General features: G+C 68.8%; 16 protein-coding genes. 9 read left to right on the top strand and 7 right to left on the bottom strand.

The features are described from left to right. The first annotated feature begins 16 nt into the window (after positions 1–16). The 3 genes from AC07OA_RS19345 to AC07OA_RS19335 are packed head-to-tail and all read left to right on the top strand — an operon-like array spanning position 17 to position 1,878. Positions 17–370 (top strand): MmcQ/YjbR family DNA-binding protein, encoded by a 354-nt coding sequence (locus tag AC07OA_RS19345; protein ID WP_494665449.1) that lies wholly within the window; start codon positions 17–19, stop codon positions 368–370. Continuing rightward, a complete protein-coding gene (locus AC07OA_RS19340) occupies positions 367–1,011 on the top strand; it encodes a Pr6Pr family membrane protein (RefSeq protein WP_494665448.1) in 645 nt (214 codons plus the stop codon). Before AC07OA_RS19345 ends, AC07OA_RS19340 begins: the two co-directional genes overlap by 4 nt. Before the next feature lie 27 nt (positions 1,012–1,038). Continuing rightward, positions 1,039–1,878 carry an aldo/keto reductase gene (locus tag AC07OA_RS19335; protein ID WP_494665447.1) on the top strand — a complete coding sequence of 280 codons (840 nt, stop codon included), beginning with the start codon at positions 1,039–1,041 and terminating at the stop codon, positions 1,876–1,878. A gap of 148 nt (positions 1,879–2,026) precedes the next feature. Here the strand turns inward: AC07OA_RS19335 and ppk2 are convergent, their stop codons facing one another. Beyond that, positions 2,027–2,788, bottom strand: coding sequence for a polyphosphate kinase 2 (gene ppk2 / locus AC07OA_RS19330; RefSeq protein WP_494665446.1), 762 nt, complete (start codon positions 2,786–2,788; stop codon positions 2,027–2,029). Between the two features lie 46 nt (positions 2,789–2,834). Here ppk2 and AC07OA_RS19325 point away from each other — a divergent pair, with 46 nt between their 5' ends. Further along, positions 2,835–3,551 (top strand): 16S rRNA (uracil(1498)-N(3))-methyltransferase, encoded by a 717-nt coding sequence (locus tag AC07OA_RS19325; RefSeq protein ID WP_494665445.1) that lies wholly within the window; start codon positions 2,835–2,837, stop codon positions 3,549–3,551. Positions 3,552–3,841: 290 nt separating this feature from the next. Further along, a complete protein-coding gene (locus AC07OA_RS19320; RefSeq protein ID WP_494665444.1) occupies positions 3,842–5,200 on the top strand; it encodes a glutamate--cysteine ligase in 1,359 nt (452 codons plus the stop codon). A 14-nt stretch (positions 5,201–5,214) separates the two neighbouring features. On the opposite strand, the gene AC07OA_RS19315 is transcribed toward AC07OA_RS19320, so the two are convergent. Then, positions 5,215–5,373 carry a hypothetical protein gene (locus tag AC07OA_RS19315; protein ID WP_494665443.1) on the bottom strand — a complete coding sequence of 53 codons (159 nt, stop codon included), beginning with the start codon at positions 5,371–5,373 and terminating at the stop codon, positions 5,215–5,217. 113 nt (positions 5,374–5,486) lie between these two features. After that, a complete protein-coding gene (locus AC07OA_RS19310) occupies positions 5,487–6,041 on the bottom strand; it encodes a DUF427 domain-containing protein (RefSeq protein WP_494665442.1) in 555 nt (184 codons plus the stop codon). A 187-nt stretch (positions 6,042–6,228) separates the two neighbouring features. On the opposite strand from AC07OA_RS19310, the gene AC07OA_RS19305 reads away from it, so the two are divergent. Both AC07OA_RS19305 and AC07OA_RS19300 read left to right on the top strand, forming a co-directional pair. After that, positions 6,229–8,124: a peptide MFS transporter gene (locus tag AC07OA_RS19305; protein ID WP_494665441.1), complete on the top strand. Its 1,896-nt coding sequence runs from the start codon at positions 6,229–6,231 to the stop codon at positions 8,122–8,124. Positions 8,125–8,267: 143 nt separating this feature from the next. Beyond that, complete coding sequence (locus AC07OA_RS19300; RefSeq protein ID WP_494665440.1) at positions 8,268–10,031, top strand: flavin monoamine oxidase family protein; 1,764 nt, start codon at positions 8,268–8,270, stop codon at positions 10,029–10,031. 3 nt (positions 10,032–10,034) lie between these two features. On the opposite strand, the gene AC07OA_RS19295 is transcribed toward AC07OA_RS19300, so the two are convergent. Together AC07OA_RS19295 and gloB are read right to left on the bottom strand one after the other, a co-directional pair. After that, positions 10,035–10,517 (bottom strand): cupin domain-containing protein, encoded by a 483-nt coding sequence (locus AC07OA_RS19295; protein WP_494665439.1) that lies wholly within the window; start codon positions 10,515–10,517, stop codon positions 10,035–10,037. Next, complete coding sequence (gene gloB / locus AC07OA_RS19290) at positions 10,514–11,260, bottom strand: hydroxyacylglutathione hydrolase (RefSeq protein WP_494665438.1); 747 nt, start codon at positions 11,258–11,260, stop codon at positions 10,514–10,516. Before gloB ends, AC07OA_RS19295 begins: the two co-directional genes overlap by 4 nt. An 81-nt stretch (positions 11,261–11,341) precedes the next feature. Between gloB and AC07OA_RS19285 the strand changes: the two genes are divergently transcribed. Together AC07OA_RS19285 and AC07OA_RS19280 are read left to right on the top strand one after the other, a co-directional pair. After that, on the top strand, positions 11,342–12,160 hold the full coding sequence (locus AC07OA_RS19285) for a class I SAM-dependent methyltransferase (protein WP_494665437.1): 819 nt from the start codon (positions 11,342–11,344) through the stop codon (positions 12,158–12,160). Positions 12,161–12,189: 29 nt separating this feature from the next. Next, the gene (locus AC07OA_RS19280; protein ID WP_012284474.1) at positions 12,190–12,534 is read left to right on the top strand and encodes a P-II family nitrogen regulator; all 345 of its coding nucleotides are present in this window, start codon (positions 12,190–12,192) and stop codon (positions 12,532–12,534) included. A 10-nt stretch (positions 12,535–12,544) separates the two neighbouring features. Here the strand turns inward: AC07OA_RS19280 and AC07OA_RS19275 are convergent, their stop codons facing one another. Then, entirely contained in the window at positions 12,545–12,955 is a 411-nt protein-coding gene (locus AC07OA_RS19275) for a GFA family protein (protein ID WP_494665436.1), read from the bottom strand. 31 nt (positions 12,956–12,986) lie between these two features. Next, entirely contained in the window at positions 12,987–14,543 is a 1,557-nt protein-coding gene (locus AC07OA_RS19270; RefSeq protein WP_494665435.1) for an MFS transporter, read from the bottom strand. Positions 14,544–14,642: the final 99 nt, after the last annotated feature.

Genomic DNA, 14,642 nt, shown 5'->3' with positions numbered 1-14,642 from the left:
GCCAAGGACTTTGGCCATGACCTATGACGACGTCAGAGCCTTCGCGTTCAAGCTGCCCGGCGTGACGGACGGCACGGCCTACGGTTATCCCTGCCTGAAGGCGCACGGCAAGTTCCTGACGCGCGTGTGGGACGACGGCGACACCCTGGTCTGTCCGGGCGTGCCGTTCGACGAGCGCGAGATGCTGATCGAGGCCGAGCCGGAGACCTTCTTCGTCACCGACCACTACAGGAACTACCCCTATGTGCTGATCCGCCTGTCGCGCGTGGAGGCCGGCACGGTGGAGCGGCTGCTGGAGCGCCAGTGGCGCGCCAAGGCCCCCAAGAAACTGCTCAAGGCCCACGACGCCGGCGAAGGGGCGGGAGCATGAAGATCTGGCGTGGCGTGGCCTCGACCATCGTCTGGACCGGGGTGGCGACCCAGTTCTGGCTGATGGTCCACGATCGCCCGCCGCCCGAGGCGGTCCGGGCGATGGTCAAGTTCTTCAGCTTCTTCACCGTGCTCAGCAACATCGCGGTCGGCATGGCCCTGGCCGCTCCGGTCCTGGCGCCGGACCGATGGCTGGGTCGCTGGGCGGGGCGCGCGGGCAGCCGCGTGGCGGTCGGGGCCTATATCGCGGTGACGGCCGCCGTCTACCACGTGCTGCTGGCGGGGCTGTGGAATCCGACCGGTATGCAGCGGGTGTCCGACACCCTGCTGCACACCGTGACGCCGGCGGTGTTCCTGGCCGACTTCCTGGCGTTTCCGCCGCGCGAGACGGCCAGATGGGGCTCGGCCTGGAAGGCGCTGGTCTTCCCGCTGGCCTACGGCGCATGGTCGCTGGTCCACGGGGCGTTCAGCGGCTTCTATCCCTATCCGTTCCTGGACGTGGCCAAGCGCGGCTACGGGGCGGTGCTGGTGACGATGGTGGTGATGGGGATCGGCTTCTACCTCGTCGTCCTGGCCCTGACCGGCCTGCAGCATCTGCAACGGCGGCTGACGCGGACGACGCCAGCGCCTATATCGGCCTGACCCCCGCGCCCTTCAGGAAAGACCGCCATGCCCCACTCGATCCCCGATATCCGCGCGGGCGACGTGGAGATGCCGGTGATCGGGTTCGGCACCTGGCAGTTGGAGGGGGCCGAGGTCCAGGCCCTGGTCGAGAAGGCCCTGGAGGCCGGCTATCGCCACATCGACACCGCCCAGGCCTATCGCAACGAGCGCGAGGTGGGGGCGGCCCTGGCGGCCACCGGCGTGCGGCGCAACGAGATCTTCCTGACCACCAAGGTCTGGATCGACCAGTTCGCCCAGGGCGACCTGCAGAAGTCGGTCGAGGCCAGCCTCCAGCGGTTGAAGGTGCCGCAGGTGGATCTGCTGCTGCTGCACTGGCCCAAGCCCAAGCCGGCCCTGGCCGAGACCATGGCCGCGCTCAACGACGTGCGCGACCGGGGGCTGACCCGGGCCATCGGGGTGTCGAACTTCCCGTCGGCCGTCCTGGCCAAGGCCCAGAGCGCCTCGGACGCGCCCATCGCCACCAACCAGGTCGAGTACCATCCCTACCTGTCGCAGAAGACCCTGATCGTCAAGGCCCGGGCCATGGGCTCGACGCTCACCGCCTGGTCGCCCCTGGCCCAGGGCAAGATCGCCGACGATCCGACCCTGATCGAGATCGGCCAGGCCCACGGCAAGACGCCCGGCCAGGTGACCCTGCGCTGGCAGGTCCAGCAGGGCGTGGCGACGATCCCGCGCACCCGCAACCCGGCGCGGCTGGCGGAGAATTTCGACATCTTCGACTTCGCGCTGTCGGATGCCGAGATGGCGCGGATCTTCGCCTTGGCGCGGCCGGACGGGCGGTTGGGGAATTGGCTGGATAAGGCGTTTGCTTGGGACGTGGATTGATCAGCACTTGCCCCCTACGGACCGCTTCGCGGTCGTCTTCCCCCATAGGGGGAAGAGCCGCGCCGCGCTGACCTAGGCTCCGCCCCCTATGGGGGCGGACAGGCGACGAAGTCGCCAGGTGGGGGCAAGTGTCCCGTGGCGCCGAGCCCTACTTCGCCAGCCGCCCATCCTTCAACGCCGCCGGCTCGAACCGGAAGATCACCTCCGGGTCCGGCTTCTCGATCCCCTTCAGCAGCTTCTTCGGCGCCGAGACGTGCAGCAGCCAGCGCAGGATGTTGATCCGCGCGGCCTTCTTGTGGTTGGCCCGCACGCAGATCCACGGGGCGGGCGTGGAGTGGGTGCGCATCAGCATCTCGTCGCGGGCGGCGCTGTAGTCGTCCCATTTGGCCTGGGCCACGGCGTCCAGGTCGCTGACCTTGAAGGCCTTCAGCGGGTTCTCGCGGCGGGCCTTCAGGCGTTCGGCCTGCGTCTCCTGGTCGATGTCCAGCCAGAACTTGGTCATCTTGACCCCGTTCTCCACCAGCATCAGCTCGAAGGCCGGCACGTCGCGCAGGAACTGCTCCTGCTCGTGGGCGGTGGAAAAGCCCATCACCCGCTCGACCCCGGCCCGGTTGTACCAGGAGCGGTTGAAGACCACGGCCTCGCCGGCGGCGGGCAGGTGGCGGACATAGCGCTGGAAGTACCACTCGCTGCGTTCGCGGTCGCTGGGGGCGGGCAGGGACATCACCCGGGTAGCGCGGCGGTGGGCGTGCTCGGTCAGGCGGGCGATGGCCCCGTCCTTGCCGGCCGCGTCGCGTCCTTCGAAGAGGGTGACGGTCTTCCAGCCTTCCTTGATGGCCAGTCTCTGCAGGCCGATCATCGCCTGCTGCAGATCGGCCAGTTCGGCTTCGTAGTCTTCGAGCTTGCTCATCGGTCGAGCCTACCCCCGGATCGCGCAGTTGCGCTAGAAGGACGCCATGATCCGCCTTTTCGTTCCCCATCCCCTCTCGGCCGGCGCCGGCGTCGCCCCCTCCGTCGACCAGTCGCGATACCTGACGGCCGTGATGCGCCTGTCGGTCGGCGACGAGATCCTGGTGTTCAACGGCCAGGACGGCGAGTGGCGCTGCAGCCTCACCGAGGCGGGCAAGCGCGGCTGCCTGCTGAAGGCTGAAGAGCAGACCCGGCCCCAGGAGCACGGCCCCGACCTCGACCTGGTGATCGCCATGGTCAAGCGCGGCCGGGTCGAGACCATGGTCGAAAAGGCCGCCGAACTGGGCGCGCGTCGCGTGCGCCTGACCCAGACGCGGCGGACCAATGTCGACTTCCTGAAGCTGGGGCGCCTGGACGCCATCGCCATCGAGGCCGCCGAGCAGACCGGCCGCCTGGACGTGCCGGCCATCGAGGACCCGCAGAAGCTGGACAAGATCCTCGACGGCTGGGACGCCGAGCGGAAGCTGATCTTCTGCGACGAGGGCGGCGATGCCCGCCCGCTGGTCGAGGCGGCCAAGGACGCCCCGGCTCCGGCGGCCATCCTGATCGGCCCCGAAGGCGGTTTCGCGCCGGAAGAACGCGAGCGCCTTCGGTCGCTGCCGTTCGTCGTCCCGGTGTCGCTGGGTCCTCGCATCCTGCGCGCGGATACGGCGGCGATCTCGGCCATGACCCTGTGGCAGGCGGCGGCGGGGGATTGGCGTTAGGGCCGGACGCCCCCTCCGTCACGATGCTTTGCATCGCGCCACCCCCCCCGCTTCGCGGGTGAGGAGGAAAGCCGCGCCATCCTCTCCTCCCCCGTGCAACGGGGGAGGTGGCCGCGAAGCGGACGGAGGGGGCGTCCCGGCGCCGAACGAAACCCCCTCTGTTGCAAAACCCGGTGCGCGCCCCCTTGAGGTTCGCTAAGAAAACGCCCAACTGCGCAGCACGACAGTTCGCGGGCGGGTCGGAGGGTATGCCCCTCCCTTCTTGATGCGTGTTTTGGGAGGGATGGCCGATGGCCGAAGCCGCGAGCCAGGAGCGTCCGCTGACGCTCGACGATCTGACCGCCTATTTCGCCAAGGGCTCCAAGCCCAAGGAAGCGTTCCGCGTCGGCGCCGAGCACGAGAAGTTCGGCTTCTACCTGAAGGACCACGCCCCGGTTCCCTATGACGGCGACAAGGGCGTGCACGCCCTGCTGACCGGCCTGCAGCGCTTCGGCTGGAAGCCGGTCATGGAAGGCCCCACGATCATCGGGCTGGAGCGCGACGGCGCCAATGTCAGCCTGGAGCCCGGCGGCCAGTTCGAGCTGTCCGGCGCGCCGCTCCTGACCATGCACGACATCTGCGAGGAGACGGGCAAGCACCTGGACGAGGTCAAGACCGTCGCCGACGAGCTGGGCCTGGGCTTTCTGGGTCTGGGCTTCTCGCCGCTGTGGAAGCGCGAGGACGTGCCGGTGATGCCCAAGGGGCGCTACGTGATCATGCGCAACTACATGCCCAAGGTCGGCGGCCTGGGCCTGGACATGATGCTGCGCACCTGCACGGTGCAGGCCAATCTCGACTTCTCCAGCGAAGCCGACATGGTCGCCAAGTTCCGCATGAGCCTGGCCCTGCAGCCGATCGCCACGGCCCTGTTCGCCAATTCGCCGTTCACGGAAGGCAAGCCCAACGGCTTCTTGTCGGCCCGCGCCAACGTCTGGACCGACACCGACGCCGACCGCACGGGCCTGCTGGACTTCGTGTTCGAGGACGGCTTCGACTTCGAGCGCTACGCCCGCTACGCCCTGGACGTGCCGATGTATTTCGCCAAGCGCGGCGACAAGTATATCGACCTGGCCGGCCGCAGCTTCCGCGACTTCATCGACGGCAAGATCGACGAACTGCCGGGCGAGCGCGCCTCGATCAAGGACTGGGCCGACCACACCACCACCCTGTTCCCCGAGGTGCGGCTGAAGACGTATCTGGAAATGCGCGGCGCCGACGCCGGGCCGTGGAGCCGCCTCTGCGCCCTGCCGGCGCTGTGGACCGGCGTGTTCTACGACGACGCCGCGCTCGCGGCCGCCTGGGACCTCTGCAAGGACTGGACGGCCGAGGATCGCGCCGGCCTGCGCCGCGACGTGCCGCGCCTGGGCCTGAAGGCCAAGGTGGCCGGCCGCACCGCCCAGGACGTGGCCAAGGACTTCGTCGCCATCGCCCGCCAGGGTCTGAAGAACCGCGCCCACCTGAACGGCGGCTTCCTGGACGAGACGATCTATCTGGGCGAACTGGAAGAGATCGCCCACAGCGGGATCACCCCGGCCGAGCGTCTGCTGTCGTTGTACGAAGGCGCGTGGAAGGGCGACATCGCCCGCGTGTTCGAGGACTTCGCCTACTAGAAGGCCGAGGGGGCCTAGAGGATGGCCCGGGCGGCGGCGGCGAGGCCGATCCAGGCCAGGGCGCTGAGGGCCACCGCCGCCAGCCGGGCCCAGGCCAGCTTGGCCCGCGCGAGGCGCGGCTTGGCCGGATTGGGGGCCACGCGCACGCCGGCATTGTAACCGATGTAAGCCACGACGTTCTCTCCCATGCCCCTCTGTGAGCGGGGGCTGATGCGCTCTAGCGCTGCTGTTCATGCAGCGCCCAAAAGGTTAACGAACGCTTTACTGTGGGATGAGGGGAACGTGGCTATATGGAGCCGGTTCCCTCGTAGGGCTTGGCGGCGGGCGGCGGGCCGTCCTCGCGGATGTCGTCGCCTTCCCAGGCCTGGTCGTCGGGCATGGAGACATTGGCTTGCCAGTGCTCGGCCTGGCTGGCGCCCGAGCCGCTGTCGGTGTGCTTGACCACCTCGTTGACGTCGACGGCCCGGGTCTCGGCGGGCGTCAGGCCGGCGCGCTTGAACTCGACATGCTCGGGATAGAAGGCCAGGCGTCCGGCGATCTGGCTGACGCCGGGCAGCGGGTTTTCGTACGACCAGACCGCGTTCTCGATGATCTTGGCGTCGCGATGGATCGTGTAATAGCTGGCCTGCCCCTTGTGCGGGCAGTGGGTCACCTTGTCGGTCTTCTGCAGGAAGGCCATGGCCACGTCGGAGCGCGGAAAATAGCGCACGGGGGCGTAGTCGGCCTCCTGGAGAATCACGACGTCGGCGCTGTCGGCGATCTCGTGACCCTCGAAAAGCACCTCCACGCGACCGTCTTCGCGCGAAAGGGTGATCGGATGGTCGGAAACGGGGGTGTTCATGGCCAATTCTCCCGGGAAACTGGAGCTGTCGCCAATCAAACGCGCGGGAGCGAAACCCGGCTCCGAAGCGGCAAGCCATTGCTTGTGAAACGCAAAGCACCGTGATCTTCTCCCCGCCAATTGGGGAGGGGAGGGCGAAACCACCTGCTGTTCGCCCAGACCGCTTTGTACGTTTCAAGGTTCGTGAATGAATATCGTTGTCGCCGCCGGCATTCTGGTCACGCTCGTGACCGGCGTTCCCGTGCTTATCCAGCTGCTGCGGGGCCATCCGCGCGGCCTGATCATCTGTTTCCTGGCCGAGATGTGGGAGCGGTTCTCCTACTACGGCATGCGCGGGCTGCTGATCTTCTACCTCACCCAGCACTTCCTCTTTGATTCGAAGACCGCCGGCGGCCACTACGGCTCCTACACTTCGCTGGTCTATATCGTGCCCCTGCTGGGCGGCTTCCTGGCCGACCGCTATCTGGGCACCCGCAAGGCCGTCGCCTTCGGCGCCATCCTGCTGGTGGCCGGTCACCTGACCATGGCGGTCGAGGGCCGTCCCGCCACCCAGACCCTGACCTATGCCGGCCAGACCTACGAGTTCCAGGTCAAGGGCCGCGGCGAGGAGCGGGTCGCCAAGATGGTCGTCGCCGACAAGCCCTACGAGGTGGCGGCCAACAAGGCCGGCGACTTCGAGATCAAGAACCTGCCCGCCGGCTCGGCCATCCCCTCGGTCCTGCCCAAGGGCGAGTACAAGCTGGACGTGAAGGACCGCGACCCGCTGTACCTCAACATCTTCTGGCTGGCCCTGGCCCTGATCATCGTCGGCGTGGGCTTCATGAAGGCCAATGTCGCCACCCTGGTGGGCCAGCTCTATCCGCAGGGCGATCCGCGCCGCGACCCGGGCTTCACCCTCTACTACTACGGCATCAACCTGGGCTCGTTCTGGGCCGGCATCCTCTGCGGCCTGCTGGGCGTCAATGTCGGCTGGAACGTCGGCTTCGGCCTGGCGGGCGTGGGCATGCTGGCCGGCTTCGTCGTCTTCGTGCTGGGCAAGCCCTGGCTCCTGGGCAAGGGCGAGCCGCCGAACCTGGCCGAGCTGAAGGCCGCCGTCGTGGGTCCGTTCAACCGCGAGGCCGTGATCTACGCCCTGTCGCTGGTCGTGGTGGGCGTGATCTTCTTCCTGGTGCAGTACACCCCGGTGGTCAGCGGCGCCCTGATCGCCGGCATGTTCGGCTCGCTGGGCTTCATCCTGTGGTTCGCCTTCGTCAAATGCGAGAAGGTCGAACGCGAGCGTCTGCTGCTGGCCACGGTGCTGGTTCTGGGCGCGGTGGTGTTCTGGACCCTGTTCGAGCAGGCCGGCTCGTCGCTGAACCTGTTCGCGGCCACCAACGTCAACCTGACCCTGCTGTCGCACCCCGTGCAGTGGGGCTCCATGGTGCTGGGCTCGCCCGAGCAACTGGCCGCCGCCAACATCGACACGACGGGCAAGCTGTGGGTCAACACCGCGTTCAACGCCGCCCAGACCCAGTCCATCAACGCCGGCTGGATCCTGATCTTCGCCCCGGTGTTCGCCGCCCTCTGGACCTTCCTGGGCCATCGCGGCCGCAACCCCGGTCCGATGGTCAAGTTCGGCCTGTCGCTGATCCAGGTGGGCGCGGGCTTCCTGATCCTGCTGATCGGCGCCCAGTTCGCCGACGGCGCGTTCCGCATGCCGCTGGTCTTCCTGGTGGTCATGTACATGCTGCACACCTCGGGCGAGATGTTCATGTCGCCGGTGGGGCTGTCGCAGATGACCAAGCTGTCGCCGCTGTCGATCGTCTCGTTCGTGATGGCGGTCTGGTACATGGCGCTGGCCATGGCCAACCTGTTCGGCGGCTGGATCGCCGGCATCGCCTCGACCGAGACCATCGGCGGCCAGGTCCTGGACCCCGCCGCCGCCATGGCCCAGTCGCTGCTGGTGTTCAAGATCATCGGCCTGATCTCGATCGGCATCGGCGTGCTGTTCCTGGCCCTGTCGCCGGTCCTGAAGAAGTGGTCGCACGGCTCGGACGACACCAACCCCGAGCCGGCGGCCGAGCCGGCCTCGATCGCTCCGTAGGGGCGAGGCCCCGCGCGAACCCGAAAAGGCCTCGGAGCGATCCGGGGCCTTTTTTATGGTCACGCTGGATTGACGCGAAAATATCGTCAGCGCGCGCTATGGTTGTAAAGCGGCGCGGAGCCGCGTTGGGGGGCGACGGCGTCATGGGCACGACCTACACCATCTTCGGCGCGGGGCCGGCGGGCCTCTACACGGCCTGGCGGCTGGTCACCGGCGGCAAGGCCGTGGCGGGCGACAGCATCCAACTGGTCGAATGGGGCGACTACGCCTTCGACGGCCCCGGCTCGGGCACCCGCCTGCCGGCCGGCCGCATCGTCACCCACTTCTGCGACGACGACCCGACCCAGTCCTATATCGAGGCCGGCGGCATGCGGTTCATCGAGTGGGCCCAGAACCCCCAGACCCTGCAGTGGGAAGGCCACCAGCTGGTCACCCTGACGATCAACGCCCTGGGCCTGGGTCCCAAGGTGGTGCCGTTCAACACCACCACCGACCCGCTGCTCTATCTGCGCGGCGAGCACATCTACCAGAAGAACCTGGCGACCCAGCACGCGCCCTACAACACGCCGGGCAACAACGCCGCCCCGGCCTCGACCCTGTTCGCCAACATCTCCAACCTGATCACCGGCACGCCCGCGCCCTCGACCCGGACCGCCCAGTGCCAGTTCTACGGCGACGGGACCCTGCCGTCGGACTTCAACTCGTTCGTCTATCCGCCCGGCGCGATCGCCGGGAACATCGGCTACTGGAACGTCTTCTACGACCAGGCCGGCAACGAGGGCTACGAATACGCCTCCGACGCCGGGGGCTACACCTCCAACGTCATCAATTGGAACGCCGCCAACGCCGCCGTCTACAACAGCGAGTTCGCGCCGGGCGGTCAGTTCAAGACCGTGCAGGGCGGCTATTCCCAGGTCTTCGTCGAGCTGTTCCAGCAGACCCGGACGGCGGCCGCGAACGCCGGGGTCGGCTTCTCGCTGCAGGCCAACACCCGGCTGCACTCGATCTGGCTGGCCGACGGGGTGATCAGCTACCGCCTGGCCACGGCGGCCGATCCGTTCAAGGGCGGGGAGACCTTCACCACGCCCAACGCCTTCCTGGCCATGCCGCCGGCTTCGCTGGACCTGGTGGCCGAGGCTACGCGCTACGCCGACCTGCCGGCCGGCATGCTGGACATCATGAACCAGCGGCCCGTGCAGCTCTACATGGACGGAGTGATCCGCCAGCCGTCGATGCGGGTGATGCTGTTCTTCGACACCCCGTGGTGGACCACGGCCACCTATCCGCCGGACCTGACCAGCGACGGCCTGCCCAACACCTTCGGCCCCACCATCACCGACCTGCCGCTGCGCCAGGTCTACTATTTCGGCAACAACAGCGACGGTAATCCCAACCCCGTCTACGGCGTGCTCGCCTCGTACGACGACATGCAATACGTCCAGTTCTGGCAGGAGCTGGAGCTGCACGTCGACGAGCGCCGCACCATACCGCTGGAGGAGGACTACCAGGTGCTCCACGCCCCGGCCCGGGCCAACGACACCATGATCCGCATGGTGCTGCTGGAGCTGGCCAAGGTGCACTACGGCAGCCCCGACGACGCCTGGAAGATCCCGTACCCGGTCTCGGCGGTCTATAACGACTTCTCGTTCAACCCGTTCGGGGCCGGCTACCACGCCTGGGCGGCGCACTACGACATCTGCGATGTGATGCAGCGCATCCGCCAGCCCACCGGCCTGGTGGACGGCGCGCCGGGGGCCAACCTCTTCATCATCGGCGAGGCCTATTCCAACGACCAGGCCTGGGTGGAGGGCGCGTTCTGCACGGCGGAGTCGGTGCTGGTCGACTACTACGGCATGACCACCATCGCCGACACCAGCCAGTACCCGCTGATCTGCGCCGGCAGGTGAGCCTTACGTCCGGCGCGGGGCCTGCGAATGCGGGCGCCAGTCGGCGGGGGCCAGTTCGAAGCCTTCGAAGTGGAAGCCCGGGGCCACGGTGCAGCCGACCAGCGTCCAGGCGCCCAGGCTGACGGCGGTCTGCCACCAGCCCACGGGCACCACCACCTGCGGCCGGCAGCCGGCCCGCAGGTCCGGACCCAGGGTGTAGGCGGTCGCGCCCTGGCCGTCGGGCGGCGACAGGGTGATCGACAGCGGCGCCCCGGCGTAGAAGTGCCAGATCTCGACCGCGTCGATCCGGTGCCAGGCCGACATCTCCTCGGCCTGCAGCAGGTAATAGATGGCGGTGGAGGCGGGGCGGCCCTCGTCGGTGGGGGCGTCCTCGAAGGTGCGCTTGTACCAGCCGCCCTCGGGGTGTGGCTGCAGGTCCAGCAGGCGGATGATCTCGCGGCCGCCCAGATCGCCGGAAAGGCCAAGCGGCGGTGTTTCCTTGATCATCCCTTGAACCCGTCCTTGGCGGCGCGAATCTCGCCGAATGCTTCGGCCGGGGGCAGATGAGTGCGCAGCAGGGGCGCGCGCAAGAACGGATTGGTCGCCTTCTCCAGGCCGATGGTGGTGGGCACGGTCGGCTCGCCGCGCTCGCGGGCGGCGAAGACCGCGTCCGCCCGTTCCTTGAGCGCCGGATCGTCGTCGACCGACAGGGCGAAGCGGGCGTTCGAGGCGGTGTATTCGTGGGCGCAATAGACGGTGGTGTCGTCGGGCAAGGCGGTCAGCTTGGCCAGCGACCCCCACATCTGTTCGGCCGTGCCCTCGAACAGGCGACCGCAGCCCAGGGCGAACAGGGTGTCGCCGACGAAGGCGATGCGGTCAGCCGCGTCGTGATAGGCGATGTGGCCCAGGGTGTGGCCGCCGGTGTCGATCACCGCCAGGGCGGTGTCGCCCAGTTTCACCGTGTCGCCCTGGCCGACCGGGCGGTCCAGCGGGGCGATGCGGGTCACCTCCTGCGGGCCGACGATGGTCGCGCCCGTGGCGGCCTTGACCTTCTCGTTGCCGCCTGCGTGGTCGGGATGCCAGTGGGTGTTGAGAATCAGGTCCAGGCCCCAGCCCAGCTTGTCCAGTTCCGCCAGTATGGCGTCGGCGTCGGGCGTGTCGACCGTGGCGACCGTCCCGGTGGCGTCGTCGCGCACGAGAAAGCCGTAATTGTCGGAGAGGCAGGGGAACTGGTGGACGGTCAGCGACATCTTCGAACTCTCCGGCAGGGGCGGGCGTGACGCGAGGGATCGGCCCGCCTACATAGATGAAGCCATCGACCGGGAGACTCAATGCGCCGCGACGTGCTCGATCTCAGGGCCTTCTACGCCAGTCCGCTGGGCCGCGCCGCCCGCGAGATGCTGGGCCGCAAGGTCGAGGAGGCGTGGGGCGACGCGCGCGGCCTGGACGTGCTGGGCCTGGGCTACGCCACGCCCTTCCTCGACAAGGCCCGCACCCAGGCCCGCCGGGTGGTGGCCGCCATGCCCGCCGCCCAGGGGGTCGAGGTCTGGCCCAACGGCGGTGCCAACGCCGCCACCCTGGTGGAGGAGACCGGCCTGCCGTTCCCCAACGCCATGTTCGACCGCGTCCTGGCCGTCCACGCCCTGGAGGAGGCCGACGACCCGGCCGCCGTGCTGCGCGAGCTGTGGCGGGTGATGGCGCCGTCGGGCCGGCTGATCGTGGCCGTAGCCTCGCGCGACGGCCTGTGGGCCGGGGCCGAGAGCACGCCGTTCGGGCACGGCCGCCCGTTCAGCCGCCACCAGCTGGAGGCCCTGCTGCGCGAGGCCGACCTGGAACCGGCCGGCTGGACCCGCGCTCTCTACGCGCCGCCGATGGCGGTGGCGGCCCGGTGGGCCGAGGGTTTCGAGCAGGTCGGGGCGCGCCTTTGGCCGCGTTTCGCCGGGTTGATCCTGATGGAGGCCGTCAAGCAGACCTTCGCGGTCAAGCCAAGGGGCAGCCGGGCCCGGGTGCGGGTTTTCGCGCCGGGCGTGCTGGCCCCCGCGCCGGGAGCGCCCACTCCGATCCGGGCGCCTGTTCGAAAGGCGCCGCGTAATCTAAATGCCGCAAAGGCCTTGGAGCCATCGATTCCCGGGCCTAGCCTTGAGTCGTAGAACAAGCCGCCGCCATCAGGAGCCGCGCCATGAAGATGATCGTCGCCGTTATCAAGCCCAGCCGCCTGGACGCCGTGCTTGAGGCGGTCACCGAGGCGGGCGCCTCGGGCCTGACGGTCACCGAGGTGCGGGGCTACGGCCGACAGAAGGGCAAGACCGAGGTCTATCGCGGCGCCGAGTACGAGGTGAAGCTGCTGCCCAAGGTCAAGCTGGAGATCGCCGTGGCTAACGACGTGGTCGAGCCGGTGGTCGAGGCCCTGCAGCGCACCGCCAACACCGGCAAGATCGGCGACGGCAAGGTGTTCGTCATGGACCTGGAACAGGCCCTGCGCATCCGCACCGGCGAGCGCGACGCCGCCGCCATCGCCGGCTAGGCGCCTCCGCTCAGCCGGGTAGCCCGTCGAACCGGGGCGTGTCCGCCAGGTCCCGTTCCCACGCCGCCTGGTCCGCGCAGCAGATGTGCGCGGTCGGCCGGATGGCGGGCGTGGCGTCAAGGCTCCCGGCCGGCGCGACCAGCAGGGCGCCGTCCATCTGCAGCCTCGGCAGGGCCGAGCCGCAGGTCCCGCAGAAGCTGCGCTCATGCCGCGTCGACGGCAGCCGGTAGGTCCGGACCAGGTCCTCGCCCGACAACCAGGTCAAGGTCGCCTTGGTCGAGAACAGGTTGGCCCCATGGGCCGAGCCGGTGTCCTTCCGACAGCGCGAGCAGTGGCAGAGGAAGAAGCTCTCGAACGGTCCGGCGATCTGGAAGGTCACGCCCCCGCACAGGCACGATCCGGCGGTGATCTGATCGCTCATGCCCATGGCTCCTGGTTCTCGGGGGCGGACGCTAGCCTTCCAGCTCCCGCAGGTCACGCCCGCGCGTCTCGTGCCCGAACCCGGCCACCAGGGCCAGGGCCAGCGCCAGCGGGACGATGATCATCAGGGCGGCGATCTTCAGCGGCGGCACGGCCGCGAGGATGCCGAGAAGCTGGGCGATCAGCCCGCCCGACTTGCTGCACGCGGCCACCCAGCCGGTGGCCCGGCCCCGGACCCGCAGCGGGAAGCTCTCGGCCGTATAGGGCAGCAGGATGGCCAGAAGGCCGTTGGTGCCAATGATCATCAGGGCCACCGGCAGCACGGGGCTGACGCCGGGACGGATGGTCAGGACCCCCGCCACGCCCAGGGCGCTGACCGCGATGGTCGCCGCCAGCGACCACTTGGTGCTCCAGCGGCTGTACAGGAACGCGCAGACGAACACGGTCGGGAAGGCGATCAGGGCCGACTTGGCTAGGAGCTGGCTGGACACCCCCACGCTGTGCCCCTCGGCCACCAGTTCGGCCGGCAGCCATAGCAGCAGGCCGAAATTGACCAGGCCCCAGGCCACGGCCGCCACGCTCAGCGCCGCCGTCAGGCCGGCGAAGCGCCGCTCGATGGGCGGCGGGGTCAGGACGTGGTGGTGCTCTTCGGGCGTGTCGGCCTTCTCGCGCACCACCGAGCCGAACCGCTTCATCACCGCATGGGCCGCGTCGATGCGGCCGATGGCCATCAGGAACTTGGCGGACTCCGGAATGGCGCCGCTGAGGGCGATCAGGATCAGCCCCGTCGGCAGGTTCAGGAACCACATGATCCGCCAGCCGAACTCCGGCTGCAGCCAGGCCGAGCAGCCGGACGAGGCCAGGTAGCCGCCCACCGCGCCCAGGCCGCCCACCAGCACCAGGCTCCAGCCGCGATGCTTCGACGGCATGGTCTCGGCCAGCAGGGCGTAGACCACGGGCAGCAGGCCGCCGGCCGCCGCGCCCATCATGAAGCACATGCCGACGTTCCACCAGAAATCGGGCATGGCCCCGCAGATCGAGGTGCCCACGAACATCACCGCCGACAGCAGGATCGAGGCCCGCCGCCCGAAGATGTCGGCCAGGGCGCCCCAGATGATCGAGCCGGTCACCGTGCCGGTCAGGGCCGCGAAGGGCAGCCAGGCCACCATCGCCTTGCCCACCCCGTATTCCTTGATCATGCCGGGCACCACGAAGCCCAGGCTGGCCGGCTTCATGATGTCGATGACCAGGGCCACGACCAGCACCACCATCAGGCCCCAGTGGGCCAGGGACAGCGGCGCGTCCTCCGGCGGAGTGACCTCGACCGTGTGCTCCAGATGGTGGTCGACGCCGCGCCGGGGCAGAAGGCCCCAGCCGGCCAGGACGCAGCCGGGCGGGATGAGCAGCATCCCCACGGTCATGCCCAAGTCCATCGGCATGCCGGCCAGTTGGTAGCCGATGTCGGCGCCCATCAGGTACATCGGCACGTGCAGGATCACCCCGGCGGTGACCACCAGGCAGCCCAGCCAGAACGCCCACAGGCGCTTGCGGTCGGCCAGGACGTGATGGGCGGGCGGAACGGTTGTCATCGGCGTCCAACAATCATGCGTCGGCGGTCTATCCAAGCGGAGCCATAACATGGCGCCGTGCGTTGACGAATTTCCGTGGCACAAGAGCGTGGTACACGA

This window comes from Caulobacter sp. GW821-FHT09B08 (assembly GCF_059418225.1).
This window is presented reverse-complemented; position numbering and strand designations above follow the sequence as displayed.

Excerpts from the sequence above, each read along its gene's own strand:
- AC07OA_RS19295 (WP_494665439.1), bottom strand. The coding sequence starts at position 10,517 with ATGATCAAGGAAACACCGCCGCTTGGCCTTTCCGGCGATCTGGGCGGC.
- AC07OA_RS19345 (WP_494665449.1), top strand. The coding sequence starts at position 17 with ATGACCTATGACGACGTCAGAGCCTTCGCGTTCAAGCTGCCCGGCGTG.
- AC07OA_RS19335 (WP_494665447.1), top strand. The coding sequence starts at position 1,039 with ATGCCCCACTCGATCCCCGATATCCGCGCGGGCGACGTGGAGATGCCG.
- AC07OA_RS19270 (WP_494665435.1), bottom strand. The coding sequence starts at position 14,543 with ATGACAACCGTTCCGCCCGCCCATCACGTCCTGGCCGACCGCAAGCGC.
- AC07OA_RS19275 (WP_494665436.1), bottom strand. The coding sequence starts at position 12,955 with ATGAGCGATCAGATCACCGCCGGATCGTGCCTGTGCGGGGGCGTGACC.
- AC07OA_RS19325 (WP_494665445.1), top strand. The coding sequence starts at position 2,835 with ATGATCCGCCTTTTCGTTCCCCATCCCCTCTCGGCCGGCGCCGGCGTC.
- ppk2 (WP_494665446.1), bottom strand. The coding sequence starts at position 2,788 with ATGAGCAAGCTCGAAGACTACGAAGCCGAACTGGCCGATCTGCAGCAG.
- gloB (WP_494665438.1), bottom strand. The coding sequence starts at position 11,260 with ATGTCGCTGACCGTCCACCAGTTCCCCTGCCTCTCCGACAATTACGGC.
- AC07OA_RS19300 (WP_494665440.1), top strand. The coding sequence starts at position 8,268 with ATGGGCACGACCTACACCATCTTCGGCGCGGGGCCGGCGGGCCTCTAC.
- AC07OA_RS19305 (WP_494665441.1), top strand. The coding sequence starts at position 6,229 with ATGAATATCGTTGTCGCCGCCGGCATTCTGGTCACGCTCGTGACCGGC.
- AC07OA_RS19340 (WP_494665448.1), top strand. The coding sequence starts at position 367 with ATGAAGATCTGGCGTGGCGTGGCCTCGACCATCGTCTGGACCGGGGTG.
- AC07OA_RS19320 (WP_494665444.1), top strand. The coding sequence starts at position 3,842 with ATGGCCGAAGCCGCGAGCCAGGAGCGTCCGCTGACGCTCGACGATCTG.
- AC07OA_RS19310 (WP_494665442.1), bottom strand. The coding sequence starts at position 6,041 with ATGAACACCCCCGTTTCCGACCATCCGATCACCCTTTCGCGCGAAGAC.
- AC07OA_RS19280 (WP_012284474.1), top strand. The coding sequence starts at position 12,190 with ATGAAGATGATCGTCGCCGTTATCAAGCCCAGCCGCCTGGACGCCGTG.
- AC07OA_RS19285 (WP_494665437.1), top strand. The coding sequence starts at position 11,342 with ATGCGCCGCGACGTGCTCGATCTCAGGGCCTTCTACGCCAGTCCGCTG.